Source organism: Lacipirellula limnantheis, assembly GCF_007746075.1.
Lineage (GTDB): Bacteria > Planctomycetota > Planctomycetia > Pirellulales > Lacipirellulaceae > Lacipirellula > Lacipirellula limnantheis.
On record NZ_CP036339.1, the window covers coordinates 4,154,210 to 4,180,856 of the forward strand.

General features: G+C 62.9%; 23 protein-coding genes. 15 read left to right on the plus strand and 8 right to left on the minus strand.

Annotation, left to right across the window (positions count from 1 at the left end; genetic code table 11):
- Positions 1 to 202: 202 nt before the first annotated feature.
- The 3 genes from I41_RS15995 to I41_RS16005 all read left to right on the plus strand — a co-directional run bounded on the left by I41_RS15995 (position 203) and on the right by I41_RS16005 (position 3,034).
- Positions 203 to 1,225, plus strand: coding sequence for a DUF3500 domain-containing protein (locus I41_RS15995; RefSeq protein WP_145433925.1), 1,023 nt, complete (start codon positions 203 to 205; stop codon positions 1,223 to 1,225).
- Between the two features lie 93 nt (positions 1,226 to 1,318).
- Positions 1,319 to 2,053, plus strand: a complete 735-nt coding sequence (locus I41_RS16000) for a hypothetical protein (protein WP_145433926.1) — start codon at positions 1,319 to 1,321, stop codon at positions 2,051 to 2,053.
- 51 nt (positions 2,054 to 2,104) lie between these two features.
- Positions 2,105 to 3,034 (plus strand): hypothetical protein, encoded by a 930-nt coding sequence (locus I41_RS16005; RefSeq protein WP_145433927.1) that lies wholly within the window; start codon positions 2,105 to 2,107, stop codon positions 3,032 to 3,034.
- 131 nt (positions 3,035 to 3,165) lie between these two features.
- Here I41_RS16005 and I41_RS16010 read toward each other — a convergent pair whose 3' ends face one another.
- The gene (locus I41_RS16010; RefSeq protein ID WP_145433928.1) at positions 3,166 to 3,987 is read right to left on the minus strand and encodes a DUF4339 domain-containing protein; all 822 of its coding nucleotides are present in this window, start codon (positions 3,985 to 3,987) and stop codon (positions 3,166 to 3,168) included.
- Between the two features lie 300 nt (positions 3,988 to 4,287).
- Between I41_RS16010 and I41_RS16015 the strand changes: the two genes are divergently transcribed.
- From I41_RS16015 to I41_RS16040, 6 genes are all read left to right on the plus strand, one after another.
- Entirely contained in the window at positions 4,288 to 5,088 is an 801-nt protein-coding gene (locus I41_RS16015; protein WP_145433929.1) for an undecaprenyl-diphosphate phosphatase, read from the plus strand.
- A 328-nt stretch (positions 5,089 to 5,416) separates the two neighbouring features.
- Positions 5,417 to 6,493, plus strand: coding sequence for a sigma-54 interaction domain-containing protein (locus I41_RS16020; RefSeq protein ID WP_145433930.1), 1,077 nt, complete (start codon positions 5,417 to 5,419; stop codon positions 6,491 to 6,493).
- A gap of 462 nt (positions 6,494 to 6,955) precedes the next feature.
- Positions 6,956 to 7,369 carry a response regulator gene (locus tag I41_RS16025; protein WP_168206944.1) on the plus strand — a complete coding sequence of 138 codons (414 nt, stop codon included), beginning with the start codon at positions 6,956 to 6,958 and terminating at the stop codon, positions 7,367 to 7,369.
- Positions 7,370 to 7,875: 506 nt separating this feature from the next.
- A complete protein-coding gene (locus I41_RS16030) occupies positions 7,876 to 8,541 on the plus strand; it encodes a PEP-CTERM sorting domain-containing protein (RefSeq protein ID WP_145433932.1) in 666 nt (221 codons plus the stop codon).
- A gap of 78 nt (positions 8,542 to 8,619) precedes the next feature.
- Positions 8,620 to 9,684: a PEP-CTERM sorting domain-containing protein gene (locus tag I41_RS16035; protein ID WP_145433933.1), complete on the plus strand. Its 1,065-nt coding sequence runs from the start codon at positions 8,620 to 8,622 to the stop codon at positions 9,682 to 9,684.
- Positions 9,685 to 9,910: 226 nt separating this feature from the next.
- On the plus strand, positions 9,911 to 11,098 hold the full coding sequence (locus tag I41_RS16040; protein WP_145433934.1) for a Gfo/Idh/MocA family protein: 1,188 nt from the start codon (positions 9,911 to 9,913) through the stop codon (positions 11,096 to 11,098).
- 6 nt (positions 11,099 to 11,104) lie between these two features.
- On the opposite strand, the gene I41_RS16045 is transcribed toward I41_RS16040, so the two are convergent.
- Positions 11,105 to 12,043, minus strand: a complete 939-nt coding sequence (locus I41_RS16045; RefSeq protein WP_145433935.1) for an endonuclease/exonuclease/phosphatase family protein — start codon at positions 12,041 to 12,043, stop codon at positions 11,105 to 11,107.
- A gap of 117 nt (positions 12,044 to 12,160) precedes the next feature.
- Here I41_RS16045 and I41_RS16050 point away from each other — a divergent pair, with 117 nt between their 5' ends.
- Positions 12,161 to 13,351 carry a Gfo/Idh/MocA family protein gene (locus I41_RS16050; RefSeq protein WP_145433936.1) on the plus strand — a complete coding sequence of 397 codons (1,191 nt, stop codon included), beginning with the start codon at positions 12,161 to 12,163 and terminating at the stop codon, positions 13,349 to 13,351.
- Positions 13,352 to 13,461: 110 nt separating this feature from the next.
- Here I41_RS16050 and I41_RS16055 read toward each other — a convergent pair whose 3' ends face one another.
- The 6 genes from I41_RS16055 to I41_RS16080 all read right to left on the minus strand — a co-directional run bounded on the left by I41_RS16055 (position 13,462) and on the right by I41_RS16080 (position 20,281).
- The gene (locus tag I41_RS16055) at positions 13,462 to 14,694 is read right to left on the minus strand and encodes an NAD(P)/FAD-dependent oxidoreductase (RefSeq protein ID WP_145433937.1); all 1,233 of its coding nucleotides are present in this window, start codon (positions 14,692 to 14,694) and stop codon (positions 13,462 to 13,464) included.
- A gap of 71 nt (positions 14,695 to 14,765) precedes the next feature.
- Entirely contained in the window at positions 14,766 to 16,052 is a 1,287-nt protein-coding gene (locus I41_RS16060) for an aromatic ring-hydroxylating oxygenase subunit alpha (protein ID WP_145433938.1), read from the minus strand.
- Between the two features lie 158 nt (positions 16,053 to 16,210).
- Positions 16,211 to 16,516 (minus strand): hypothetical protein, encoded by a 306-nt coding sequence (locus I41_RS16065; protein WP_145433939.1) that lies wholly within the window; start codon positions 16,514 to 16,516, stop codon positions 16,211 to 16,213.
- 179 nt (positions 16,517 to 16,695) lie between these two features.
- Entirely contained in the window at positions 16,696 to 17,469 is a 774-nt protein-coding gene (gene eutC / locus I41_RS16070) for an ethanolamine ammonia-lyase subunit EutC (protein ID WP_145433940.1), read from the minus strand.
- Positions 17,470 to 17,471: 2 nt separating this feature from the next.
- Positions 17,472 to 18,845 carry an ethanolamine ammonia-lyase subunit EutB gene (locus I41_RS16075; protein ID WP_145433941.1) on the minus strand — a complete coding sequence of 458 codons (1,374 nt, stop codon included), beginning with the start codon at positions 18,843 to 18,845 and terminating at the stop codon, positions 17,472 to 17,474.
- 116 nt (positions 18,846 to 18,961) lie between these two features.
- Positions 18,962 to 20,281 carry an MFS transporter gene (locus I41_RS16080; RefSeq protein ID WP_145433942.1) on the minus strand — a complete coding sequence of 440 codons (1,320 nt, stop codon included), beginning with the start codon at positions 20,279 to 20,281 and terminating at the stop codon, positions 18,962 to 18,964.
- 236 nt (positions 20,282 to 20,517) lie between these two features.
- Between I41_RS16080 and fae the strand changes: the two genes are divergently transcribed.
- From fae to I41_RS16105, 5 genes are all read left to right on the plus strand, one after another.
- Positions 20,518 to 21,060 (plus strand): formaldehyde-activating enzyme, encoded by a 543-nt coding sequence (gene fae, locus I41_RS16085; RefSeq protein ID WP_145433943.1) that lies wholly within the window; start codon positions 20,518 to 20,520, stop codon positions 21,058 to 21,060.
- 388 nt (positions 21,061 to 21,448) lie between these two features.
- Positions 21,449 to 22,708: an NAD(P)/FAD-dependent oxidoreductase gene (locus I41_RS16090; RefSeq protein WP_168206945.1), complete on the plus strand. Its 1,260-nt coding sequence runs from the start codon at positions 21,449 to 21,451 to the stop codon at positions 22,706 to 22,708.
- Positions 22,708 to 23,463 carry an electron transfer flavoprotein subunit beta/FixA family protein gene (locus I41_RS16095; protein WP_145433945.1) on the plus strand — a complete coding sequence of 252 codons (756 nt, stop codon included), beginning with the start codon at positions 22,708 to 22,710 and terminating at the stop codon, positions 23,461 to 23,463. Before I41_RS16090 ends, I41_RS16095 begins: the two co-directional genes overlap by 1 nt.
- A gap of 8 nt (positions 23,464 to 23,471) precedes the next feature.
- The gene (locus I41_RS16100) at positions 23,472 to 24,455 is read left to right on the plus strand and encodes an electron transfer flavoprotein subunit alpha/FixB family protein (protein WP_168206946.1); all 984 of its coding nucleotides are present in this window, start codon (positions 23,472 to 23,474) and stop codon (positions 24,453 to 24,455) included.
- Entirely contained in the window at positions 24,433 to 26,586 is a 2,154-nt protein-coding gene (locus I41_RS16105; RefSeq protein ID WP_145433947.1) for a heterodisulfide reductase-related iron-sulfur binding cluster, read from the plus strand. Before I41_RS16100 ends, I41_RS16105 begins: the two co-directional genes overlap by 23 nt.
- Positions 26,587 to 26,647 lie beyond the last annotated feature (61 nt).

Below are 26,647 nucleotides of genomic sequence, written 5' to 3' on the forward strand. Positions count from 1 at the left end.
GGCGTGCTCGCAGGGAAACGGGCGTATCCTGTAAGTTTAGTGACGTATTGCTTCGAGGCCAGCGATGCGGTCGGAGGGCCGACGATCGACGATAACATGGCGTCGCGCCTGGCGATCGGATGGCCGCAGCTGGTCGTTGACCCGCCTTCATTCGGGGGTCTAATGGTAGTAGCTTTTCCCTCGATTCTCAGGAGTTCTTGTCATGTCGCGGTCGCCACTGGATCGACGTGAGTTTTTGGAACGAGCCGGACAGTCGGCCTTGGTGCTCGGGGCCGCCGCCTCCTGGGCGCCAGCCGGCGGAGCGGCCGAACCGAGCCCAGCCAGCACGCCTGCAGCGGAATCGTTCGTGAAGCTGCTGTACGAGTCGCTGACGCCCGGCCAACGCGAAAAAATCTGCTTTGCCTGGGATCATCAGGATAACGAACGCGGGCTCCTGCGGACGCGCGTGGCGAACAATTGGAACATCACTGACGAAACGATCGACAGCAAGTTCTATACTCCCGAGCAGCAGGAACTCATCCACGCGATTTACCGCGGCATCATCGCTCCGGAATGGCACGAGCGCTATGACAAGCAGCAGGATGACGACTCGGGGGGATTCGGACTGAACAACAGCATCGCCATCTTTGGCGCGCCGGGCGACGGGAAGAGCGAATTGGTGCTTACTGGGCGTCACATGACGCTGCGCTGCGACGGCGACTCGGCCGAGCACGTGGCGTTTGGCGGTCCGATCTTCTATGGCCATGATCCGCTGGGGACCTTCGACGAAGAGGCGAACCACGAGGGAAATGTCTTCTGGCCGCAGGCCGTCGAGGCAAACAAGCTATATCAGGCGCTCGACGGCAAGCAGCAAAAGCTGGCCCTGGTCAGCGATTTGCCCAGTGAGGAACAAGTTGCCTTCCGCGGAGCCAAAGGAGGATTTGCGGGAATTCCAGTGACGGAGCTATCGGCCGACCAAAAGGCGCGCGTGCAGGAGGTACTGCGTAAGCTGGTGGAACCTTTCCGGCAAAGCGACCGCGATGAGGCGCTAGCTTGCCTCAAAGCGCAAGGCGGCATCGACGCGTGTAGCTTGGCGTTTTACCAGCCGGGCGACATCGGCAACGACCAGGTCTGGGACAATTGGCGGTTGGAAGGCCCGTCGTTCGTTTGGCATTTCCGTGGCGCTCCTCACGTTCATGTGTGGGTCAATGTCGCTGACGATCCATCGCCGCAGTTGAATGCGTAAGGGAAGCGGACCAACGGCGGTTGAATCTCGGGCGTTCGCGGCCTACGCTGGGTGGTTTGTCCCTTTCAGCTTTAGCGCTGTCGTCGATTCATTATGCTTTCCCCGCGAAACGCCGCCCCAGCCGCGCCGCCGCGCTGGCAGAGCATTGCCACGGTGCTGATCATCTTGCACTTGTTTTGCCTGGCGATCGGCGTGGCGATCAATGTCGGCGGGGGGAAGTCGCTGGTGGGGCAGTCGCTGCGCAACGTGCCGCTCGCGAGGCAATACCTGCGCGGCATCATGATGGACCTTGCCTACGATTTTCATCTCGCGGGAGCCGAAGACGACGACGGCGTTCATCGCCTGCAGCTGTTGAAGGCCAACGCTCCGCCAAACGATCCTGGCGCCGTGTTGGCGGAACTGCCGGACGACGGCAACCAGCTTCGCATACGGCGGCAACGCTACCAGCAGTTGGCGTTCCATGTGTCGTTCTTCGACAATCTATTCGCCGAGAACAACGACTTGCGTACGAAGCTGCCGCTGCAAGTCGCCGAGCGCTGGGTGGCGGCCGAAGGCTTGCCGACCGATTCGTATCTGCTGCGCTGCGTGAAGATCCCTTCGAAGCGGCTGCCGCGGGCGATAGAAGCCGATATTACCTACGCCTATGTCATGCGTGAGGGGGGTCTGCGGCAGCAGGTGGTCGAAAAGCCGGCTCCCGAGCCGATCAACATCTTCATGGTGTGGGATCCGAACGAGGGGCACTATCAGGGGGCGCGAGAAGCGGCGTTGGGGCAACGTGCGCTGGTGGCGGGTTCAACGGCGGCTAAGGCGACGAGCGACGCGAAGTGACGTCGATGTAACTCGTAAGTCAACGAAGCGCAAGACTCACAATCGATCAATATGCACGCTGTTACTGCTTACTTCGAAGATCTCAATTCGAGCGTCGGCGCGGCATGGAATCGCTTTTGGTTCACCCCGTCGGCGGCGACGACGCTCGGGCTGATGCGCGTCGCGGCGGGCCTGCTCGCTTTATACGCGGTTGCCACCTACGGCCCCGATCTGGAACTCTGGTTCGGAGAAGGGGGCATGTTGCCGCTGGAGATGGTCCGCAGCTTGTACGACGGCCAATGGTCGCTGCTCGACTACGTCCCGGCGAACATGCTCTGGCCGGCGTACTGGTCCGCACTCGTGGTGATTGCCCTGTTCACGCTCGGCGTGGGGGGCCGCGCCATGGCACTTGGCGCGACGGTCGCGACGTTCAGCTTCTTCACCCGGGCGCCGCTGGTGACTGGCGAGTTTGAGTCGATTCTCTCGTTTCTTCTCGTCTATCTCTGCATCGGTCGGGCGGATGACGCCTACTCGCTCAAGGCCCTGTGGCGGCGCCATACGACGAGCTCGCCGCTGCCGCCGGCGCCCTCGCCGTTCAACACCATCTCTCTGCGGCTCGTTCAGGTTCATACGGCCCTGGCCTGTTTGATGATGGGGTGGGCTCAGCTGGCCGCGCCGGAAAGCGCGTGGTGGAGCGGCGAAGGAATCTGGCTCGCCGCCGCTCGTCCGAATATGTCGCTGATTGACCTCAGCGCATTAGCGGACCACCCGCGACTGACCGCGGCGTGGAGCCATGCGATCACGCTTTACCTGCTGGCGATGCCAGTCTTCATTTGGAGCCGGCTGGCTCGGCCGCTGTTGATTGTGGCGGGGGGCCTCGTCTGGATTTCCTTTGCCGTCGCGAGCGGCTGGACGCCGTTCTGCGCTGCGATGCTCACGGCGACTGCGGCGTTCGTCGAGCCGGCGGGACTGCGACCTACGCGCGAGTTGGCGATTGCCTGAAATCGGCTGGGCCCAGCGACGCCTCCCCGGACGCAGTTGGCCCCACCTTTGCCGCCGTCGCCCGATAAGCGGAAGGCCGGCCGCCTCGCTGCCATTGAAGCAATGGTCTTGTCCTGCACCAATGATGCGCGCTACTCAGCTGCAACCCCAGCCTCGGCTGCGGGCGTGATGGAATCTGCGGGAGACACTGGTTCCTCCGCTGCAGGCGGTTTCGACGCGGCGGGGGGCACGTCTCCCTCAGGCGCCGCGGCAGACTGATTCCGGCGAGTGAGGACGAAGACGAGGGCAACGAACATCGCGAGCGCCACGATGCCAAGCAAGATGGAAAATGCCCGCACCCGTTGCTTGCGACGTTTGATTTCAGCGCGTCTCACGTCGGCGGCCGACATCTCGGCGGGAGCCGCTGCTGCCGCGCGAACTGGCGCGGCGGCGGGGACCATCGACGGCCCCAGGTCGAGATCGGGAAACGGGGAGTCTTCCTCCAGTTCGGAATCAATCGCGGCCGGCATGGACAGCGGCGCACTTGTGTTGGCAGTTCCGTTGAATTCGCGCAGCGCTTCGACGCTCGCCCGCCAATCGGTCCAGCCATTCCGCCAAACCCAGCTGTCGGCGGAAACGCGGCCCTCGGCAACCCATTGAGCGAACAGCTCGTCGCTGGCGGGTCCAAACTGGCCGCCGCCGGCGGGGCGGATATACCACGCGGCGGGCGGCGAAGGAGCAGCGGGCGGCGGGTTTGCGCCTGGGACGGTCTTTCGAACGGCAGACGGGGATGGGGTCGCACTGACAGCGACGCTTGAGTTCGTCGCAACGCCGCCGTCTGCGGCGACGCGCTCGCCGCTGAAGCTGGGGACGATGAACTTGGCTCCGCACTCGGGGCAAATGCCCCGCTTGCCGACTAGCTCGGTCTTTACATGTAGCTTGTGCCCGGCGGGACACTCGAACCGCACGCCCATGCCAATTCCCGCTGCCTGCCGTTGCCCGACCGCGCCCCGGCGCGGCCTCTCGTCTATTGCCAGTCTATCCACGGCGGGGGGAAGGGCCAACCTGAGCCGGCGCCCGCGACTGAACAACTGGCGCGACCGGCAAAGACGGTCGCGCCCGCCGAAAGCTATAGTGTGGCAACCGAAGAACTCTAGACCAGCCGTGGAATGGGGGCGATTGTTCCCATTACATTCACTTGATGCGCCGCATTTGCCTTCTTTTCGCAGCTCGGCGCAGGCGTTTCTGATTCCGATTTACCCCCGACTATCGCCATGTCCAACCTTGAAATGATTCTGCTGGCGATCGTCCAGGGAATCACTGAATTTTTGCCCATCTCCAGCGACGGGCATCTGGCGGTGGTCAACGCTCTGCTGCAGGCGCGGGGCGAGGGCGAAGTCCCTGACCTCCTTGAGACTACGATTGTGCTACATCTGGGGACGCTCGCCTCGGTGCTGATTTTCTATCGGCGAGAGATCTATCGCCTAATAACTGCGAACCGTCGCGGTTTTCTGCCGTTGATTGTCGCGACGATCCCAGCGGGGGTGATTGGCGTTGGCATTGAGAAAGGGCTGCCTGACGAAACGACCAAGTGGCTGCTGGAGAGTCCGCTTCTGGCGGGGCTGGGCTTCTTCGTCACCGCCGCCGCATTGTGGCGGCTTGGCCGCACGCGCGAAGGCGAGCTCGACTATCTCGACACGCCGCCTTGGAAAGCGGCGATCATCGGTCTATTCCAGGCCGCCGCAATCTTGCCCGGCGTTTCGCGGAGCGGGATGACGATCTCCAGCGGCGTCGGGCTTGGCCTGAAGCGCGAGGCGGCGGCCACATTTTCGTTTTTGATGGCAATACCAGTCATCGGCGGGGCTGGCCTGCTGAAGCTCAAAGACGCCGTCGATAAAGGAACTACGAGCACTCCTGTCCCAACCCTTGCCCTGGGCTTCATGATTTCGATGTTGGTCGGCATTGCCGCGCTCTGGGTCCTGTTGAGAATGCTCCGCCGCGGGCGGTTGGAGTTGTTCGTCTACTACTTGACGCCGTTGGGGATCGCGGTGACGAGTTGGCAACTCTTGAAGTAGTGAAGCGGTAGGGCGCGGCCAGCGAGCCACGCAGTCAAGCTGGTCGACCCAAGCATGGGTGGCCCCCTCCAGCGCCGGGGCATTCGAGCCGCCGAGACCACGTTATCTGCTCGATTTCTGTTGGGCGCATCCGTCCACTGTGGCGATGCGAAGAATCGGCGCCGCCGAGGGTTCTTTTCTTCCGATTTATGGCGCCAACTTACTTGGCTATGCGCCGGCGAGCCTTAGACTGACCGCTGCGTAGGAACAGCGCTGAGGCGAATCGCGTTCGTCCTCTCTCGTCTTTGGGGCGTGGAGCTCAGCAACAGTTCACGCCAGGTAGGGACTCATGAGTGCACGCCGAATGGCGAGCCCCCCGCACACTACGGGGCTCGTCGAGGCTGGAGGACTCGTCGGGTCGTCAGCGGCGACGAGTCGCTTGCGCTCTGAGATCGCGCGCTTTGCGCCGTTCGCGTCCAATGTGTTGATCACGGGACCGAGCGGCACTGGAAAGGAACTGGTCGCACGGGAGGTTCACGCCCGAAGTCGCCGTGCAGCTGGCCCGTTTGTGCCAGTCGATTGCGCGTCGCTCGTCGGCGAGCTGATGGCAAGTCAGCTTTTCGGCCATGTGGCCGGGGCATTCACCGGCGCGAACTGCGAAGCCCTCGGTTGCTTCCAGGCCGCCAACGGCGGCACGCTCTTTCTGGATGAGATCGGCGAACTCGAACAATCGCTGCAGGCGAAGCTGCTGCGCGTGCTCCAAGAGAAGGTCGTGACGCCTGTCGGAAGTTACGCAGGCCGGCCCATCGACGTGCGCGTCGTCGCAGCGACGAACCGGAACCTGCTGCACGAGGTACGCGCTGGGCGATTCCGCGAAGACCTCTACTATCGTCTCCATGTGGTCCATTTGGAAACGACGCCGCTGCACGAGCGGCCGGAGGATATTCCGGAACTGGCGGCAGCGTTCCTGCGCCAAATGGCGACCGACGGCTTGCCCGCGTGCAAGCTCTCCGAGGAGGCATGCCCGCCACTACTAGCTTACCGCTGGCCCGGCAACGTACGGCAGCTGCGTAACGTGCTGGAGCAGGCGGTGATCGAGGCGGAAGGGCCTCTCCTGGAGGCGGCGGACCTCGCAGCGCTGCTCGACGACGAGTGCGAAGAGGCGAATCTATGCGGCTTCGCAGAGCCGGGGTCCGAAGCGCTCGCCGCTGATTTTTCGGTCCGAAGCGTCGAGCCAGCGGCGCCGGCGGAACGCCGGTTGGCATGGACGACACTGGCCGAGATGGAGCGTGAGCATATCGTCAAGACGTTGGCGCTCACCTTCTTCAATCGCGCCGCGGCGGCGCGGCTGCTGGGCGTCAGCCGGCAGGCGCTATTGAGGAAGATCGAACGCTATGGGATCGAGTGTGGCGATCGCACTCCTTAGCGGCTGACCGGGCGACTACCACGCCTTTCTTGCGTCGAGGTTCGCCGAAATTCTCGCGGCGATCCCTTCTTCGCTTGGCAACCACTGCCTGCAGACGTCACCAATCGCACCTGAGCCTTGTCCTGCCGGCGGGCGTCCGGATGCGGACGATTTGCCAACAACGGGGCCTCGGCATTCGCGTCCGGATTCGGACGCTTCTATTCTTTTTCGGACGCGGCCGTTGCGCGCGAGAGTCGCTGCATGTGCAAGCAAAACTGATCAACTGGTTGCGGCGACACGAGTTGCGCTGTGGTCCGTCGACGCGACTGCTGTTTGGCGCACTTCGTGCTTAAAGGGATGCATGCGAAGCGACGGAGACGCAGGGCTCATGAGAGTCGCCTAACCGCCGCTCACCGCTGCATGAACCAGCAGTGGAGGCCCAACGCGGGTTCGCAACGACCGACAAAGCATGAGGGAACGCTCATGAATGCAACAACTAGGCGAATCGACGACTTGATTGTCGTCGACGCTGCGCCAGATGATTACGCACCGCTCTTCTTGGACGAGCGCCTGCAAGAAACGACCTGCCGCCAGTTCGTCTCGGGAGAGTCGGCGCTTCGTCAACTCGATCCATCCCGAGCGACATTGTGGATGGTGAATCTGCGACTCCCCGATATGACGGGAGTTAGCTTCTTGGAACTTTTGCGGCAGCGCATGCGTCGCTGTCCAGTATTTCTAATCTCCGATCAGCATTCGCTGGAGGATGAGCTTGCGGCGCGGGCGGCAGGCGCATCGGCGTATCTGTGCAAGCCGGTCAATTCCGCCTGGCTGCGGCTCTGCCGGGACGCAATTTCTCGACCAGCTCAGCGGCGCGGAGCGCCGCAGTCGATGAGCTAGCGGGCCTCTCCGTTCTCGTGGCGAGTTCGGCAGTCGACTTCGCCTGGAGCGGCGCGTACCGATCGCGACGTTGAAGGAACTCCTTCAAGGAACACCCAGCGCTGCAATTCGGACTACTACTGAAGCTTTCGTCATTTCCAATTGAATTCACTTTATCCATAAGGACTGATCTCATGACCGTGGCATATGTTCTACCGTTTGACTTGGACCAGGACTCGAGCGACTCGTTCGGCGAACTATCAGGCTTTCAGAAGTTGCGTCCGAATCGCGACGGGCAGATGCCGGTCGGGAGCGATCGGGCTCGACATCGCAGTAGCCGGCGTACGCAACCTTGGCGCAATCGGCGGGTGAGCGCTCCGCGGGAGTCGTCCAAATGATGCGACCTTCTTCAACCGTTGCTCGCCGATGACCGACGTTCGCCGGACAGCAAATGTCGGCAGTCGAGCGAGGCACATCACATTTGTTCCATCCCTTCTCCTTCAAATATCGACACCCGGAGTGATCTCATGAAGCCACCGATTAAGAACCGACTCTGCAATGCGCTGATCGTTGCGCTGGCGACGGTCGCCGCGTGGGCGGGTACGGCAGCCGCCGTCACGATCCCGCTCTTCAACACCGGAACCGATGCGACCAATACGGCGTGGGTTCCGTCAAATGTCACGGACATTCACTACTTTTACACGTTGTCGCCCACGGCTGGACCGCCGGTGACCGTCAACAATGCGATTTGGCCCATCTTTGGCGGGCCGTGGGTTCCTAACAACGCAAACTCGAGATGGATTGGGCCGGATCAATCGAGCCAAGGCCCGGCAGGGGCGTACACCTACGCGACGCAATTCACGCTGCCGCCGAGCGCCAATCTGGCGACCGTGAACGTTAGCGGCTTGTGGGCGACTGACGATCCAGGGCTCAATATTGAGATCAACAATATCTCCACAGGGCAACTCAGCGCCGGATTCTCTTCTCTTGTGCCCTTTAGCATCACCAGCGGCTTTCAGATCGGGGTGAATACGATCGAGTTCTTGGTGCAGAATGCCGGCGGGCCGACTGGACTTCGCGTTGACAAGATTCAAGGGTCCTTTTCATTGATTCCTGAGCCCACGACATTGAGCCTGGCGGCCGGTGGTTTAGCCGCGATTGCGGCATTGAGACGGAGGGCGTTGCCTCTGTAGACGCGGTAGCGGTCAGATACGAAGCCTGAATTCTTGTCAAAGAATCCCACGAATACCTAACTCATTGGAACCGATCTCATGAACGCAACTAAGACTCGCCTGTGCTACGCACTCGCGCTCGCCGTCGGCGCGCTGGCCTCGCCGCAACAAGCTTCTGCCGACCCATTGCCTGGGCGCGACTTGCTCAAGTTCACGCAGAAGCCAATGATCGCGACGGCGATCCCCGACAACAATGGCACCGTGGGGATCTATCAGGGTCACGACGATCTAAGCACCGCCTACGGCTTCACGCAGCAACCGGGCGCCATTCCTCCGGTCTATCAGGGGAAGTTCATGGCCGACGACTTTGCCGACAACCTCACGAGTCCCGTGGTGCACGTGAAGTGGTGGGGATCGTATAAGAACGACTACATCGACCCGCAGATGCCCGTGAACAAGTTTCTGATTTCGTTCGAAAGCGACGTTCCGCAGGGGCCCAATACGCCGTTCAGTCATCCTGGCTCTCCGCTGTTAAACCAGGTAGTGACGCGCGGCGCCCTGGCACCTGGATCGGGGACGTTCACCGAAAAGGTGATTCGTGGTCCGGACCCGCTGCTTAACGAATCGCTCTACGAGTACAACGCCGAGCTCCATTTGAATCTCGACTTCCCAGAAAAGAAGGACACGGTCTACTGGCTGAAGATCGTGGCGATGGTCGACGTGCTGCCCGGGTTTCAGTTTCCCCCTGGCAATCCGAACGCCAGCCCCATCCCAGTGACGCAGTGGGGATGGCACAATCGCGACTACACGCTGCAGGACCCGCTGGCGTCGCCGAACGTGGCGCCGGGCGAAACGATCGTCGGGCAGGTTGGCGCGGGCACGCCGGTCTGGCATTTCCAAGATGATTCGGTGGCGGGCGACGTACGAATCCTGCCGACGACCGCTGGATACCTCTCGCCGCAGATCGATCAGCAGAACATGCTGCCGCAGAAGTACGTCGACTTTGCTGACGGTCCTGGCGGCGGCACCGCCGCGTTCCCGCCGATCAGCACGTTCTCCAAGGATTTGGCGTTCGAGTTGTACACGACTGTGCCCGAGCCGACGGGGATGGCGCTTCTGGCCATCGGCGGGCTGGGCATCGCCCTGCGTCGCAAAGCTGGTTGAGCTCGACCGTGCGGTGACAGGTTGAAGCAGTTCCGGTCATGGCCGCAGGTCCTTCCCTGCGGCCATGACCATTTTTCGTGAGCGGAGGATGCGCATTTTGGTCGGGCTGGGTGCGCGGATGTCAGGCTGCGGTGAGGTAAAGTGAAGGACGCGACTTGGCCGCAAGATTGCGGCTTGCTGCTTTTCTGTCTCTCCTCATTGAACGATCAGATGAAGGGCGAATGCCATGTCGACCGCGGAGGTAAATCGGCGTCAATTCTTGGAACAGGCCACGGCAGTAAGCGCCGCGGCAGTAGCGAGCGCAGCGACCGTGAGTGCGTCGTGCGCCGCAGCGGCGGCTGACGCGCCAAGGCGAATCCGCGTCGGGGTGATTGGCTGCGGCAGCGTCTCAGGGCGCTACCTGCCGCATCTATCAGAGTGCACGTATGCCGAGGTGGTGAGCGTTTGCGACATCATTCCCGAGCGAGCCGGCGCGCGGGCCAAGGAGTTTCGGGTACCGCACGAGTATCCGCACATCGATGCGATGTTGTCGGGCGTGCCATTTGATCTGCTCGTGAATCTGACAGACATGCAGGAGCATGAACGGCTCAATCGACAGGCCATCGAAGCCGGCAAACATATTTGGAGCGAGAAGCCGATCGCCAATTCATTGGCCGCGGGGCAGGAGCTGCTCAGGCTGGCGAAGGGGAAGGGAGTGCGCGTGTGGGGGGCGCCGGTAGTCGTGGCCAGCCCGCAGTTTTCAGCCATGGCAAGAGCGATCGCTGCGGGAGAATTGGGCGCGATCGCGTCTGCGAAGGCGGATTACGGACACACGGGGCCCGATTGGTCCGCCTTTTTCTACAAAGAGGGGGGCGGAAGCCTGCCTGACTTAGGAGTCTATAATTTGTCGACGCTCACCGGGCTTCTGGGGCCGGCCAAATCGGTGACGGCGATGACGAGCATAGTGACGCCGACGCGGAACATCTACGAGAAGGGTAAAATTAAGGTCGAAGCCGAAGACAACGCGCTCGTGCTGCTTGATCACGGTGACGCAAAGATTTCCTGCGTGCAGTGCGGCTTCAACTTCTTCAATCCGCACGGGCACGAGGGAAAGTCGGAGAGCCGGCATACCGTGTCGATTTACGGGTCGCGTGGCAGCATGGGACTGGTTGGGTACGACTGGGAGCCATTAGGCGTCGACGTGGCGACGGAGGCGCGTCCCGAGTACGAACGCCGGGCGACGGACGCCAAGGGCTACGTCTGGCAGCAGGGAGCGTCGGAGGTCGCTGAATGCCTGGCGACCGGGAAGGAACCGTTGTTCACGGCGGAGCACGCGCTGCATGTGGTGGAGATTATGACGGCGGCGCGGGAGTCGCAGCGCGAGGGACGCCGAATTCCGCTGACGAGCACCTTCAAGTGGCCAGTGGTAACCTAGGCCGGGTCACTTGAGTTCCGCTTCGATCACGACGGCGCGGTGATCGGACGGGTAGGGGGTGACCAGAATATCGGCCCGCTCGGAACGCTCGCCTACGACCTCTGCCGATTTGACGTCGACGTTTTGGCGCGAGGCGAACACGAAATCAATCCGATCGTGATGATCGGCCGGATCATCTTCTGCAGTGAGCACCGTCCAGGTGAAGCCGGGCTTCTTGACGGGGTCCCGGTGAATTTGGCGATAAGCGTCGACGAAGCCGACCTCCTGCAGCAACTCCGTCGCGGGCCAGCAGACGACGGCGGGATGGAGTCCGGCGTCGCGAGCGGCTTCGGTCCAGTCGAGAGCCGGCGGTTCGTTGAAGTCGCCGGTGACGAAGATCGGCGTGCCATCCTGGCGAACCGCTTCGATCTCGGCGAGCATCGCCTTCACTTGCGACTCGCGGGCGTCGCACGCGGCTTTCACGGCCTGCTCGGCGGTGTCGATGAAGGGGGCGTCAGCGTAGGGGATCTTCAGCAGTTGGTAGGGCTGATAGGGAGCATGAGCGAAGTGGGCGTTGAAGAGCCAGAACTGATCGCCTGACGGGGTTTCGAACTGGGCGCCCCATTTCTTGGGAGTCGAGCCGACTAGTTTGAAGCGGCAAATGATGCCGGTATCGTCGTCGCCTTGGTCGAAGTAATGCCAACCGAGTTGCTTCGCGATGACGGCGGCGGCGTCAGGGCGGACGCCGTCCCGTTCCTCGCCGTGCGATTCTTGTAGGCCGACGACGTCGGCGTTAGCGGCCTTGATGACGGCGACGGTTTGTTCGATCGGCTGTTTGCCTGATTCGCCGCCGACCCAGATATTGAAGCTCATTACGCGAAGCGGGTCGGCAAGGGATCGATCGGCGGCGGTGAAGAGGATCGTCGCGAGTATCAACGCGTTGACGATTGATTTTGAAGAGGACATGGCTTCGCTTTCTTCGAGGCGTGAAACAGCTATATTCTGGTGGCCGGCAGCCCGCGGCGAGCGGCGGGCTAAACGGGCGTTGGCGCTAGGTTGACTCTTCTTGCGGGGCTACTTGTAATGCGACGGATTACGCTGCTGGGGACCGGACTCATTGGGATGTTCTACACGATGGCCCTGCACGGACGGCGGGGACGAGATCGGGTCGGCGTCGCCTACTCGCGCTCGGCGGACAGGGCGAAAGAGTTCGCCGCCGAGTGGGGAATTCCGCGATTCAGCGCGAACATGGAAGAAGCGATTGGCGATCCCAACACCGACACGGTAATCGTCGCCCTGCCGAATCATCTGCACGAGGCGGCGGTGATCGCGGCCGCGGAGGCGGGAAAGTCGGTGCTGTGCACCAAACCGCTTGGGCGCAACGCAGCCGAGGCCCAGCGAATGCTGGCGGCCGTGGAGCGCGCCGGCGTGTTCCATGGCTATCTCGAAGATTTGTGCTACACCCCCAAGACGCTTCATGCCCTGGAGTCGGTGCGCGGCGGCGCGGTTGGAAAGGTGCTCTGGGTGCGTTCGCGTGAGACGCATTCCGGGCCGCACAGCGACTGGTTCTGGAACAAGGAACTGTCGGGCGGGGGCGCGATCATCGACTTGGGGTGTCACTGCGTTGAAATCGCACGAAGCTTCATCGGCAAGGAAATACGTCCGATCGAGGTTATGTGCTGGGGCGATACCCAGGTTCATCCGATCGACGCCGAAGACTCGGCCGTTGGCCTGGTGAAGTACGAGAACGGCGCCGTCGGACAGTTCGAGGTGAGTTGGGCGTTTCGAGGCGGGATGGATTTGCGCGACGAAGTGGCGGGGACTGACGGGACGATTTGGCTGAATCATTGGTTGCGCACTGGGATCGAGATGTTCACCGCCGTCGGCCAGTCGGGATACGTGGCTGAAAAGGCCGAGTCGGCGACCGGTTGGCTCTTTCCCGTGGGCGATGAGCCGGGGGCGCTGGGCTACGTCGACATGTTTGCCGACATGTTTGACGCGATCGAAGATCGGCGGGCGCCACGGGAAACGTTCTACGACGGCTACGTCGTCAATGCGATCGTCGACGCGGCCTACGCCTCGATGGCCTCCCGGCAATGGGCGCCGGTAGAACTGCCGATTTGGCGAGGGGCAACGGCGGCCACTAACGTGGCCGCCATACGCGACTACGACGCGGAGCATATTCTCATCAAAGAAGAGCGGATGATGGACGGGAGTTTGAAGTTGATCGTGCGGAATAAACGAACCGGCGAGATTGGCGAGCGGCGAGCTTGAGTAGGATTGTGAACTAGTCATGCTGAGCGGAGTGCAGAACCTGGAAGCTCGATTGAGATGCGAGATTCTTCGCTCCGCTCAGGTTGACATCGCTCTCGGAATGAAATCGCTCAATGTCCCAAGCAGTAGTACGTCTCGTAGTAGTGCTGCGCACTCCGGCGCGCTGACTCCCAATCCCAGGGCTCGCGGTCGAAGCGGTCGGGACTCAAGCTTCGCACGTAGGCCGAAGGATTCGCGTCCATGATCGACTCGACGACGTGACGGCCGATGCCAGCGGAACCAGACACGCCGTGGGCGTTGCAGCCGCCGGCCATCACAAAGCCCTTGACTTTGGCGCTGGGGCCGACGATGAAGCGGCCGTCGGGGGTGAATGTGGGCCATCCCTTGAAGACGCTGCGCACGCCGAGTTCTTCGACCTGCGGCATCTCCGGGCCGAGTTGCGCGGCAAACCAGCCCAGAACATCCCAGTCGGGATCGATCGGCGGCGGTTCGTTGCCGATCGGAAAGTTGCGCGGATCGGTCGACAGTGCGCTCGGCTCCCAGCCGCCGCAGAGGAGCGAGTTGATCTCCGCGCGAAGATAAAGCGTTGAGTCCGGAATGCGGACGACGGGCAGGTTCGGCTGCAGCCCTTCGGCATGAACGGTAACAAAGTACTCGTGCCGCACCGGAACGATGGGCAAGTCGAGTCCGACGCTCCGGGCGACATGATAGGCGTGGGCGCCGGCGGCGTTGACGACCATATCGCACTCAATGACGCCTTGATTGGTGTCGACGCCGCGGACCTGGCCGTTCTTCACGACAACGCTTTGCACGGCGGTCTTCGTTTGGAACCGCGCGCCGAGCCGCCGTGCGTGCGCTACATACGACATCGTCAGGTCGGAGGGTTGCAGATAGCCGTCGGTAGGACACCAGAGGACCGCCTGTGCGCGATCGAAGTTGAGCGCCGGCCACTTGGCCTTCGCCTCAGCGTTGGAGATGAAGTCACACTCCAGCCCCGACTCGTCGGCGACCGACTTCATGTGCTGGAACTCGGCGACGCGCTCGGGGTTGAGCGCGACGCGGAGCGAACCGACCTGCCGCCAACCGGGGTTGGCCTGTTCGTCACGTTGGAGTTCCGAGAACGTTTGCACCGACCACATCGCGAGCTTGGTGCGCTCGACGGTGTTGCGAACCTGGCCGACGAGCCCTGCGGCCTGCGGCGTGGTGACGGCCGCGACGGTCGCCTCTTTTTCGAGAAGCAAAACGTCGGTCTTACCAGCCTTGGCAAGGCTGTAGGCGACGGCACAGCCGACGGCGCCGCCGCCAATAACGACAATCTCGGCTCGGGTGGGAGCGTTAGACATGCGGAACGTCTCGTTCTAAGTGAAGCCCCGGAGGGGGCGATATCAGCGAGCCGGCGGAGGCGTCCGGGGGCTTATGCTCCCGGCTCGCCGGAGGAGCTAAGATGCGCCAGGCACCAGGTGACGAAGGCGTCGACGTTGTACTCTTTATAGGTGGAAAAGGGACCGGGGACGTAGTGCGACGAGCTGACCCCCTTTTGGGCCGCGACGCACAATTCCCAATCTTGCTCGGAGGTCATTTGCCAGAAGGGCATGATGTCCTCAAGCTTGTAGTCCTTTCCTTCGACCGCGTCTTGGTGGACGAGCCATGTGACGCGGACGGCAGTGCGATCGATCCCCATCGGCAACAGACGCGTGCTGACGCCGTGATCGCAGCTGGAGTGATTCCACATGTTGGGCAGCGTGCGGATGCGCAGCGTGCCAACGTCGGGGTCGGCGTAGTCGCCCATCAGGGGGGCGACTTGGCGACCGTCGAGCGTTTCGCTGACGAAGCCCTCAACCAAAGGCGTGCGGTTGGCAGCGAACCAACCGTGAGGGCCCATGCCGGGAAATTCCGTCATGCCGGTGCGACGATGGCTCACGGCGAGCCCTGCGGACGACCACTTTTCTTCGCTATGGGCCACGGCTTGTTCGATCTTCGCCTGGATGCGGTGGCTCGTGTCGTCGGCGTTGTAATGGTCGAAGTTCGCTTTGATGTATTGCGGGTGATTGACGTTGCAGTGGTAACACTCGCGGTTGTTTTCCCAGACGATTTTCCAGTTGGCGGCCACCATGTAGTCCACCGTCTTGGCGACCTTCGCGCGATTGAAGCCTTGAGGACGGAGCAGCGGAGCGATGGCCTCGGCGGCGACGTCGAAGTCGAGCGGCTCGTCAGCGAGCGAAACGAAGATCATCCCTTCGAGCTCGCGGCAATGTGCCTTGAGCAGGCCAAGCTGCGATTTGTCAATTTCGTCGTGCATGCCGCGGCAGGAGACGAGCGCGCCATCGCGCGCGTACGCCCATTGATGATACGGACAAACCAGTCGCCCAACACGGCCCTGCGATTCGCTGCACATGAGGGTCCCGCGATGTCGGCAGACGTTCCAGAGGGCGTTCACCGCGCCGTCGTCGTTGCGGATGACAATCAGCGAATCCTTGTCGAGATCGAACGTGAAGTAGTCGCCGGCGGTGGGGATTTCGCATGTGTGGCCGACGAAGAGCCAGCCGCGACGCCAAATCTGCTCAAGCTCTGCGCGGTAGACGAGCGGATTGCCATAGAGCTCGCCCGGCATCGTATAGCCAGGCTTGCGACGCGCAGCCAGCTCCCGAACGGTCTGTCGCTCGGCCGCGGTGAGAGAAGCGGGGCTGCTCGAAACGGACATTTCTCATCATTCCTGCGATCACAAAGCGAGCACTCGGGCCGCAGCCTGCGGCGCGTTCATTTTGCGCGCCTCGCGCCAGCCAGATTACCCCGAAATTGCGCAGTAGGGGTGTAGAATTGCGCTCCTCGACGATGGGAGCGCCGTTAGGCAGCCTGAGTTTACCGGGCTGTCAGCTGCCCGCAGATCGGCTGGTGGCGATGACGGTCGCACCAGTCGAGGACTTTACGAGCGAAGAGAGCAGTAATGTCAACCGCGGTGGCTCCCTCGCCGAGTTCGGCAAACGTTGCGGAAACGAGCTCGTTCGCGGTAGCGTTTACCTCAACAGCCGCTAGCTGCGCCCAGCGAACGGGATCCGCCTTTAAGCCGACGTCTTCCGCACGCAGAGAAAACGCCCACGCGATGCTTAGCCGAGCCCATTCCAGGTCGAGTTGATGAAGCTGCGGGAGATTCGGCGATTCGCGCATGAAACCACTACCCGGACGAGGCCTTGGCATGTCGTCGGCACGCAGCGTCTAGCGTGAAACCCCGTATCGGCGCTCGCCGCGAAGTGGGATTTGGTTTACCGACTGCCGCCGTTAGGATTATTGGCGGTCGACAGACCCGGCGCAAGTTTCTTGCGAAGATGTAAGGGACACTGGCGCACTTAGGCGAGAACTCGCTGGTCCTTCAGCTGAACGCCGCTGAGTTGGCGGTGGCGCGCTTCGGTGAGGAGATAGTGTATGGTCTCGGCCGCGGCGCGTATTGGCAGGCCCTCGGGGCGAATGTTCGAGACGCAGTTGCGTTGGGCGTCGGTATTGCCGGGCTTGGGATCGTAAACGAGATAGGCGCCGAGACTGTCAGGGGAGCCTAAGCCAGGGCGTTCGCCGATCAGCGTCAGCGAAACTCGCGCACCGAGGAGGCTGCCGACCTGATCTTGGAGCGCGACGCGACCGAAGCGGGCGACGACGATGGGTGCGAGGCGCCAGCCGTCGTTGCTGAGCTTAGGGAGGAGTTCGGCGAGCAACGGCGCGGCTTGGGTGTGGGCGGCGAGGGCGGAAAGACCGTCGCTGACGACGATGGCCAGTTCGGGTCGTTCGGTGGGCGGGACGAATGCTTCGAGCAATTGTTGCGAGGGCGGATCGAGCCGGCGGCCAAGGTCGGGGCGCTGTAGGAACGTCGCGCGATCGGGCGCGGCGCTGCCGACGACGAGCGTTTGCATGCCGAGCTTGGCGATCTCGCCGGCCAACTCGTCGGCGCTGAAGACGTTGTGGACGGCGTCCCGCGCAGCGGCGTGGGCCGATTTGAAGTCGAGCCATTCATGCGTCGGGAGGCTGCCGCCGGCGCGGCCGAGGGCGATGCGAGCGCCGGTGCCGGCGCGCAGTGGCGACCAGGGGTCGAGCGTGACGGGGGCAGGTTTGGCGGGGAGGTTTGCGGACATGGCTAATGCGGCTCCACGACGCCGAGCAGTTTGTGCTGCTCGCCAATCGGCAACAGGTGGTTCTCCTCATTGACGACGTGCATCGACTCAAGCCATTCTTCGAACTCGGGCGCGGGACGGAGGTCGAACAGCTGGCGCAGGTAGTGGCTGTCGTGGAAACTGGTTGACTGATAGTTGAGCATCACGTCGTCGGCGCCGGGAACACCCATGAAGTAGTTGCAGCCGGCGGCGGCGAGCAGCGTGAGCAAGTTGTCCATGTCGTCCTGGTCGGCCTCGGCATGGTTGGTGTAGCAAACGTCGCAGCCCATGGGGAGGCCGAGGAGCTTGCCGCAGAAGTGGTCTTCGAGACCGGCGCGGATGATCTGCTTGCCGTCGTATAGGTACTCAGGACCGATGAAGCCGACGACGGTGTTCACCAGCAGCGGCTCGAAGCGGCGGGCCACGGCGTAGGCGCGGGCTTCGAGCGTTTGCTGATCGACGCCGTGGTGAGCCTCGGCCGAGAGGCAGGAACCCTGGCCTGTTTCGAAATACATGACGTTGTCGCCGACGGTACCGCGATTGAGGGCGCGGGTGGCGTGGAGGGCTTCGTCGAGCAGGTTCAGGTTGACGCCAAAGCTGGCGTTGGCCGCCTCGGTCCCGGCGATCGACTGGAAGGTGAGGTCAATTGGCGCCCCGCGTTCGATGGCGGCCATCTGCGTGGTGACGTGGGCGAGGATGCATGACTGCGTTGGAATCTGATAGCGCTGAATGAGTTCGTCGAGCATCGTCACCAGTCGAATGACGGCGTCGACCGAATCGGTGGCGGGGTTGATGCCAATGACGGCGTCACCGCAGCCGTAAAGGAGGCCGTCGAGGATCGAGGCGCCGATGCCGGCCGGGTCGTCGGTGGGGTGGTTCGGCTGGAGGCGGATGGCGAGGCGGCCCCACTGGCCGAGCGTGTTGCGGAAGCGGGTCACGACGCGGCATTTGCTGGCGACCAGGATGAGATCCTGGTTCCGCATAATCTTGCTGACCGCGGCGACCATCTCGGGGGTGAGGCCGGGGGAGAGTTCGGCGAGGGTCCCGGCGTCGGTCTCGTAGCGGAGGAGCCAGTTGCGGAAGTCGCCGACGGTGAGATCGGCGACGGGGGCAAAGGCGTCGGCGTCGTGCGAGTCGACGATCAGGCGGGTGACTTCGTCCGATTCGTAGGGAATCAGTTGCTCTTCGAGGAACCTCGCGAGCGGCACGTCGGCGAGGACGAGTTGCGCGGCCACGCGCTCGCGGTCGTTCTCGGCGGCGACGCCGGCGAGGTAGTCGCCGCTACGCGCGGGGGTGGCCTTCGCGAGGAGTTCCTTTAGCGAGTGGAACGTGTAGCCAGCGGCGTGGTAGGCAGTCATGGCGGTTGGCGTCCGCGTGTTCTTAGCCCCCGGCTCCGCCGGGGGGTAGCGTCACGCTGGACGTTGCGAGGGCGGAAGCCGACCCCCGGGCGGAGCCCGGGGCTAAATTGAGCGTGCTAAGCGGTGGGCGGCTTGGTTCTCCAGAGGGGCGCGAGCAAGCAGGCGGAGATAGTCAGGCCAATCAGCAGTACGGCAAAGAGCGCCGTCCAGTTGCCGCCGGTGGTGAGCTTAGCCGGCAGGATGCCGCCAAGAATCCCGCCGATCGAACCGATGCCGTTGACGATGCCGGTCGCGGTGCCGGCGCCCCGTTTGGTGCCGAAGTCCATCGACGCCGTCGCAGAAATCACCGAATCGGGCCCGAACAGGAAGACGCCGACCAGGAAAAAGAACCCGGCCATGATGTAGGGATCGTTGATCTCCCATAGTCCCGCGCACATGATCGCCGCAGCCGACAGCAGCGACAAAACAGCCGCCGGGGCGCGACGGGATTGGAAGACTCTGTCGCTCACATAACCGCAACCGATGACGCCGACGACGCCGCCCACCTGCATCGCCGCGGCGATGAGTGCGCTCGTGAAGGGATCGCTCTTCACCGCCTCGGCGACGAACATCGTCCCCCAGAAGATGAACGAATAACGGGCGAGTTTGATGAAAAAGTACGACGACGCCAGCATCCAAATGGTGGGCGACGCCAGGACGTCGCCGACGAGTTTCCAAGATCCGTCGGGCGCGACTTCGCCCTCTTCAATTTCCTCCTCCAGCAGCGATTTAGGTTCGCCGTGATAGTCTTCGATCGGCGGCAACGCGACGTCTTCGGGGCGACTTCGCAGCAGGAACCAAGCGACGACGCCCACGACGGCAACGACGGTCGCACAGCCCCAAAAGGCTGCCGGCCAATACGGGACGATCCGGGGTTGCCCATCGACATCAGTTCCTGGACTCCCGAACAGCGTCATCATCCAGCCGGCAAAGGGCAGGGCCACCGCTGCCCCGACCGTGTAGTGGGTGCACCACCAGCCAATGACGCGTCCCCGCTCGCGCAGCGAAAACCACGAACTCATTGTCTTGTTGACGTTGCTCCAGCCGCTCGATTGAGCGACGCCTTGCAAAATGCTGAACGCGATAAAGCCGAGAAAAGTCGTGCAAAACCCGGTGGCGACGGCGGCAACGACGCTCAGCGTCAGACCAAAGAGCAGGATTCGCCGCGGACCGAAGCGATCCCCGAGGGGCCCGAACAAAAATTGCCCGAGCATGTAGGTGACGAGAAACGCCGAGTCGATGTACCCCAAATCTTCACGCGAGAGCGACACTCGCGAGTCGTCGCCGAGCGCGACTTTCGCGACGCCGAACGCTTGACGGGTGAAATAGAAGGTGGCGTAGATCAGCCAGGTGACGCCGAAGGTGATCCAGCGCCAGCGTTCGTAACGGGGATTCAACGGGGGCTCCTAGCACTGGCGGACCAAACGAGAGCGGCGTCGCGACGAACGCTCGCCCCTTCCCCTCGCTCGCGATGATAGCGACGACAGACCTGGTTTCCAAACGAATCTGGTGAATCGCCGGATTGGATGCGCAATTTCTGGGTGACGAATGCGGAAACCGTCATGCAGAATCGGACGGTTCCTTCACCATGTGAAGAATTGACGTCACTCACTTCAACAAAGGATCGATGGCGATGAACTATCCCCGCATTGGCGAGGCGCTTGTTCGCGGAGAACGGCATCGGCTGGCGGCGGCCGAGCCGGAACTGATGATTGGCGATCTGAACGGCCCGGTCGGCGTGGCCTTCGCCAACCTCCTTGGCGGTCAAGTCGAAGGGCACACCCGAGTGTTGGCACTGCTGAACGCCGACGTCGCGGTGAAGCCGGCAACGTTGATGGTCAGCAAGGTGACCGTCAAGAAGAACAAGTACACGAGCATTCTGATGGGGTCGGTTCAGGCGGGCATTGCGCACGGCGTGCTCGACGCGGTGAGAGACGGGACGATTCCGCGAGACCAATGCGAGAAGATCGGGATCATCGCGGCGATCTGGCTCTACCCGGAAGTCGTCGAGGCGACCGATCTGGATTATGAGGACCTGTTCAACACCCACCGCAAGTCGATGCACTTGGCCATCAAGAAGGCGATGAGCGGCGAGCCGACGATTGAATGGCTGCTGGAGAATCAGGACAAGATTGTTCATAGCTATCATCAGAAGGGTTTGGATGGGAAGCTGTAGGCGCTGGAACTTGTAGCCCCTGGCTCCGCCCGGGGGTCGATGCGCGCTCGATGCCGTCGCGGTCGGCGGCGCTACCCCCCCCGGCGTAGCCGGGGGCTAGAGGGCTGAGCGGACGCGCGTTTTGCCATCAGAATTGCGCCTGCCGGCCTGTCGGGTTTTTCAGAGTCGATTTAGAGTAAAGTGACGGTGTAGGACTGCGAACGCCGCCTGGAATGGCGGGATTTTCGTCCGGCTCGGCATAGTCGGCGGCTCAGCGTCGTGGCGACGAGTGCGGAGCCCCCTCTGCGAGCGGTTCTCGCTGTGTGGGGAGCAGGGTGACGGTGTGGGCGTATTGAATCTTCCCGCATTTAAGACGAACTGAGGACGACGGCAACCTAACGATATGACAATGCAATCGGCCGATGTGATCGTTATAGGAGCCGGCGTCGCTGGGCTCAGCACCGCCATGCAATTGGCCCTCCGCGGCGCCAGCGTCATCGTGCTGGAGCGCGAACGGATCGGCAATGGATCGACCGGACGCGCCGCCGGGTTACTTGGCCAGTTGCGCGGCAACGTCGAGCATACTCGCATGCTGATCGACGGCATCGAGATCGTTCGGCAGCTTGAAAAAACGACCGGGACCGAAATCTTCGTCCAAACAGGTTCGCTGCGGGTCGCCGAGACGCCGGAACGGGCCGCGGAGATCGCCTCGCTGGTGGCGATGGGAAAGTCGATCGGCTTCGACATCGAGCACCTGCCGGCGAGCGAGGTGGCGAAGAAGCTGCCGTACATGCGAACCGACGATCTGCTCGACGCCTGCTATTGCCCTACTGACGGCCATCTGCAGCCGGCGGAGCTAGTGAGCGGTTATTTGAAAGTCGGCAAAGATTGCGGCGTCCAGTACAAGACGAACTCGCCGGTGATCGAAATTCTGCACGCCGGCGGTCGCGTCCAAGGGGTGCGGACGGCCGAGGGTGAGTATCACGCGCCGAAAGTGGTGAACGCTGGCGGACCGTGGTCGTACCTCAACGCCGAACTTGCCAATGCGACGCTGCCGACGGCGGCGATTGGGCATTACTACCTCACGACGCGGCCCGATCCGAACCACCCGGTCGACCGGATGAGCCCGGCGATTCGCGATCGCGAGTTGCGGCTCTACACGCGGCCCGAGAGCGGCGGCCTGATCGTCGGCATCTACGACGCCGAGCCCGACCAGCACAACATGCGGAAGCTTCCGGTCGACTTCGACATGTCGCGGATGAAGGCGGCCCGCGATTCGATTCAGGTAGCCCGCCTGCTGGAAGCGACGAACGCCCGTTTCCCGTGGATCGACGAGCGGACGCCGATGACGATCACCACCGGCATCATGACGTTCACGCCAGACGCTCGGCCATTCTGCGGCGAGATGCCCGACCTGGAAGGGCTCTATCACTGCGCCGGCTTCTCGGGCCACGGTATCGTCCAGAGCCCGACGATCGGGCTGATTATGTCCCAACTGATTCTCGACGGGCAGAGCAGCTATGATTGCGAGTCGATCGAAGCTGATCGCTACTTTGAATTGCCCGGTTACATGACTCGCGCCGATATCGAGCGACGCTGCTTCGAGATGGCCGGCAATTATTACACGAAAATCGAGAAAGCGACTCCTGTCGCCACCGGCCACGCCTGATGAAGATTCTGGTACCGACCAAGCGGGTCCCCGACACCGATCAGAAGATCACCGCGACGGCCGACGGGTCGGGCGTCGCGTCGGATCATTTGCCGTTCGTCGTCAACCCGTTCGACGCGATCGCCCTGGAAGAAGGGGTGCGGATCGTCGAGAAATTGGGGGACGACTCCGAAGTGGTCGCCGTCGGCATCGGCGAGGCCGACTATGTGCAGCAACTGCGGACGGCCCTGGCGATGGGCTCCACGCGGGCGATTTGCATCGAATGCGATCAGCCGCTCGATCCTTGGAACGTCGCCCGGTTGCTTAAGGAGATCGTCCTGCGCGAGCAGCCTGACCTCGTGCTGATGGGGAAGCAGGCGGTCGATGACGACGCCAACCAGACGGGGCAGTTTTTGGCCGCACTCCTCGATTGGCCGCAGGCGACGTTTGCTTCGCGGGTGGAGTTGCTCGCGGGCGAGATTCGCGTTGATCGCGAGACCGATCATGGCATCGAAACGCTGCGACTCCCGCTGCCGGCCGTCGTGACGACCGACCTGCGGCTCAGCGAGCCGCGCTACGCCTCGATGGCGGGGATCATGAAGGCAAAGAAGAAGCCGCTCGACATGATTCCCTTGGCAGAGTTGGGCGTCGCGCTGGAACCACGAGTCGAAGTTCTGCGGTACCATTCGAGCGAAACGGTCCGTCGCGGCGAGCGATTACGCAGCGTCGACGAGCTGGTCGAGCGGTTGCGGCAGGATGTGGGAGCACAGGCGTAGGAATGAGCATGAGGATCGTCGTCGTTGCGGAACATGATGGTACGGCTGTGCGGGGAGCCAGCCTCTCGGCGCTGGCGTTCGCGCAGTCGGTAGCTGCGGCGACTGGCGGGGACGTGAGTTGGCTGGTGCTGGGCCATAAAGTTGACGTCGTCGCCCAGGATGCGGCCCTCTTGGCGCCGGTGATCGTGGTCGATTCACCGGCACTGGAGAATCCGATTGCCGAGCCGTTCGCGCGGGTGATTTCGACCGTCGTGAAAGAACGGGGCTTCGAATTGGTCGCAGCCGCATCGTCGACTTTTGCCAAAGACATCGTGCCTAGGGCTGCAGCCCAACTCGGCGGGGCGATGGCGAGCGACGTGGTGCGGCATGAACTGGCGGACGGACGCCTGCAACTCGACACGCCGCGGTATGCGGGGGCAGTGACCGCGACGGTCGTGTTGCAGGGTTTGCCGCAGATCGTCACCGTGCGCGGCTCGGCCTACGCCGCCGCGCAGCCGACGGGCGAAAATCATGGCATTGAACGGCTCGAACTCAACCCCGCCGTGTTCGACTGTCGCGGGAGTTACGAAGGGCTCAAGTCAAAACAAAACGCCCGGCCTGACGTGACCGAGGCCCGCGTCGTCGTGTCGGGAGGCCGAGCGTTCAAGAACGCCGAGGATTTCGAGCAACATGTCGGCGGGCTGGCTGACGCACTGGGTGGCGCCGCCGGAAGTTCGCGGGCCCTGGTCGACGCCGGCATCGCGCCGAATGAGCTGCAAGTCGGCCAGACGGGAAAAATCATCGCCCCGGAGGTGTATATCGCCCTGGGAATCTCGGGCGCCGTGCAGCATTTGGCGGGAATGAAAAACTCGCGTACGATCGTGGCGGTGAACAGCGACCCCGAGGCGCCGATTTTCGACGTCGCCGACTACGGCCTCGTCGGGGACGTTTACAAGATTACGCCCGAGCTCATCGAGAAGTTGGAGTCTCATGCCGTCGGTCTCTCCCGCTGAACTGATGCTGGCCGCGGCCTCGCAGCCGCTTATGCGGGAGGTATTTGGGAACATCCCTGGCTGGGCCAAGGGGTTGTTTTACGTCGTTGCCGCCGTGGCCGTGGGAGCATGGGCTTACGGTATCTACCGCCGCGTGCGGTTATGGCGGCAGGGGAAGCCGAGCGGCGGCGTCAACTACGCCGCAGCCCTGAAGCGCGTCGTTCGCGACGTGCTGCTGCAGGGCCGATTCCGTGGTCGGCCGTTCGCCTCGCTGGCGCATGTGCTGCTATTTAGCGGCTTCTTCGTGTTGCTGATCGGCACCACGCTCGTGGCGATCGAACATATCCTGGCTGACTTGCTCGGCCGGCCGGCGAGCGATCCGGTATTTCACAAGGGACTGTACTACGCCGTTTACGAACTGGTGACCGACAGCTTTGGCGTCGCGTTCCTGGTTGGCTGCACGATGTTTTTGGTGCGCCGGTTGCGCGGAGCGGGGAGTTTCGCTAAGACGCCGGCCGACGTGGGGATGCTGGTCCTGCTGATTGTGATCGGCGTCACCGGTTACGTCGTCGAGGGCCTGCGGATTATCCATGCCGCGACGCCGCTGCCGGGGCTCTCGCCGGTGGGCTACGTGACGGCGAGCTTGTTCACCGCGGCAGGCGTCGATCAGGCGGGAGCGGGCCGGCTCCACTTCGCGCTCTGGTGGTTCCATGCGGCGCTGGCGCTAGGGTTCATCGCCTGGATGCCCTATTCACGGCTGATCCATTCGCTCGCCGGGGCGATCAACCTGGCCATTCGCAACGAACGGCTCGGCACGCTGCGGCCGATCTCGATGGCCGAGGTCGAAGAGACAGGGCTCATCGGCGTCGCCAAGCTGGAAGACTTCACCCGCCAGCAGCTCGCTTCGCTCGACGCGTGCGTCTCCTGCGGCCGCTGCCAGGATATGTGCCCGGCGTTCGAGGCGGGCAAGCCGCTGTCGCCGCGGAACGTGGTGCAGGAGCTGGTGGGGGTGATGAATGTGCGAGGGGTTGGTGGGCAGTCGGCGGGGGGCAGTGGGCAGGAAAAAGATTCCGGACTGCCGCTAGCGGGCGGGGTGATTGGGGAGGAGACGCTGTGGTCGTGCACGACCTGCGGGGCGTGCGCCGACGTTTGTCCGCTCGGCGTGAGCCCGATGGGGATGATCACCGACTTGCGGCGGTTCCTCATTGGCGACGGGGCGTTGCGCGGCTCGCCGGCGACGGCGCTCCAGAAGACTGATCGGGTGGGCAACCCGTTTGGCCTGCCGCAAAAAGAACGACTCGCCTGGGCCGCGGGGCTCGATGTTCCGCTGGTGAAAGACAACCCCGAGTACGAGGTTCTCTACTGGGTCGGCTGCGCGGCGGCGTACGATCGGCGGGCTCAGAAGATTGCACGAAGCGTCGTGCGACTGTTGCAAGCGGCCGACGTCAACTTTGCCGTCCTGGGACCGGAAGAGCGCTGCACCGGCGAATCGGCGCGCCGGATGGGGGATGAATTACTCTTCCAGCAGTTGGCTGAGCAGAACGTGGCGACGCTCGGCGAGCATCGCGCCAAGCGGATCGTCGCCCATTGCCCGCATTGCGTGAACAGTCTGCGGAACGATTACCCGCAAGCGGGGGGCGAGTACGAGGTGGTGCATCACAGCCAGTTGCTCAGCGAGTTGGTGGCCGACGGCAAGCTCCCTGCGATGCCCACGACAACTGCCGTCGGCGGGTCGATCACCTATCACGATCCCTGCTATCTCGCACGGGCGAACGGCATCACCGAGGAACCGCGGGCGGTGCTGGCCGCCGTCGCGGGGCAGGGGGGCGGCAACGCCGATGCGGGTGCGCTGCCGATTATCGAACTGCCGCGTAATCGACGCGAAACATCCTGCTGCGGTGGCGGCGGGGGGCGGATGTGGTTCGATGATGCGCCGAGTCAGCGCGTCGGTCGCGGGCGCGTGGAGGAGATTGTGGGCTCGGGGGCGGCGACGGTCGCCGTGTCGTGTCCCTTCTGCCTGATGATGGTCGGCGATGGCGTTGCGGCGGAGAAGCCGACGATGCAGGTACGCGATATTGCGGAGCTGTTGGCAGAGGCGACGCTGGGGCCTGAGAGCGGAGCGGCTAATGGCAATACGCCTCCTTCTGCATAAAATAACTCGCCCACCGCCATCGTTACCACAATGGGCGCTCAATAGCGCTTAACTACGGAGA

Excerpts from the sequence above, each read along its gene's own strand:
- I41_RS16010 (WP_145433928.1), bottom strand. The coding sequence starts at position 3,987 with ATGGGCGTGCGGTTCGAGTGTCCCGCCGGGCACAAGCTACATGTAAAG.
- I41_RS15995 (WP_145433925.1), top strand. The coding sequence starts at position 203 with ATGTCGCGGTCGCCACTGGATCGACGTGAGTTTTTGGAACGAGCCGGA.
- I41_RS16005 (WP_145433927.1), top strand. The coding sequence starts at position 2,105 with ATGCACGCTGTTACTGCTTACTTCGAAGATCTCAATTCGAGCGTCGGC.
- I41_RS16050 (WP_145433936.1), top strand. The coding sequence starts at position 12,161 with ATGCGACGGATTACGCTGCTGGGGACCGGACTCATTGGGATGTTCTAC.
- I41_RS16090 (WP_168206945.1), top strand. The coding sequence starts at position 21,449 with ATGCAATCGGCCGATGTGATCGTTATAGGAGCCGGCGTCGCTGGGCTC.
- I41_RS16075 (WP_145433941.1), bottom strand. The coding sequence starts at position 18,845 with ATGACTGCCTACCACGCCGCTGGCTACACGTTCCACTCGCTAAAGGAA.
- I41_RS16055 (WP_145433937.1), bottom strand. The coding sequence starts at position 14,694 with ATGTCTAACGCTCCCACCCGAGCCGAGATTGTCGTTATTGGCGGCGGC.
- I41_RS16100 (WP_168206946.1), top strand. The coding sequence starts at position 23,472 with ATGAGGATCGTCGTCGTTGCGGAACATGATGGTACGGCTGTGCGGGGA.
- I41_RS16020 (WP_145433930.1), top strand. The coding sequence starts at position 5,417 with ATGAGTGCACGCCGAATGGCGAGCCCCCCGCACACTACGGGGCTCGTC.
- I41_RS16040 (WP_145433934.1), top strand. The coding sequence starts at position 9,911 with ATGTCGACCGCGGAGGTAAATCGGCGTCAATTCTTGGAACAGGCCACG.
- I41_RS16030 (WP_145433932.1), top strand. The coding sequence starts at position 7,876 with ATGAAGCCACCGATTAAGAACCGACTCTGCAATGCGCTGATCGTTGCG.
- fae (WP_145433943.1), top strand. The coding sequence starts at position 20,518 with ATGAACTATCCCCGCATTGGCGAGGCGCTTGTTCGCGGAGAACGGCAT.
- I41_RS16065 (WP_145433939.1), bottom strand. The coding sequence starts at position 16,516 with ATGCGCGAATCGCCGAATCTCCCGCAGCTTCATCAACTCGACCTGGAA.
- I41_RS16025 (WP_168206944.1), top strand. The coding sequence starts at position 6,956 with ATGAATGCAACAACTAGGCGAATCGACGACTTGATTGTCGTCGACGCT.
- I41_RS16060 (WP_145433938.1), bottom strand. The coding sequence starts at position 16,052 with ATGTCCGTTTCGAGCAGCCCCGCTTCTCTCACCGCGGCCGAGCGACAG.
- I41_RS16035 (WP_145433933.1), top strand. The coding sequence starts at position 8,620 with ATGAACGCAACTAAGACTCGCCTGTGCTACGCACTCGCGCTCGCCGTC.
- I41_RS16045 (WP_145433935.1), bottom strand. The coding sequence starts at position 12,043 with ATGTCCTCTTCAAAATCAATCGTCAACGCGTTGATACTCGCGACGATC.
- I41_RS16000 (WP_145433926.1), top strand. The coding sequence starts at position 1,319 with ATGCTTTCCCCGCGAAACGCCGCCCCAGCCGCGCCGCCGCGCTGGCAG.
- I41_RS16105 (WP_145433947.1), top strand. The coding sequence starts at position 24,433 with ATGCCGTCGGTCTCTCCCGCTGAACTGATGCTGGCCGCGGCCTCGCAG.
- I41_RS16095 (WP_145433945.1), top strand. The coding sequence starts at position 22,708 with ATGAAGATTCTGGTACCGACCAAGCGGGTCCCCGACACCGATCAGAAG.
- I41_RS16015 (WP_145433929.1), top strand. The coding sequence starts at position 4,288 with ATGTCCAACCTTGAAATGATTCTGCTGGCGATCGTCCAGGGAATCACT.
- eutC (WP_145433940.1), bottom strand. The coding sequence starts at position 17,469 with ATGTCCGCAAACCTCCCCGCCAAACCTGCCCCCGTCACGCTCGACCCC.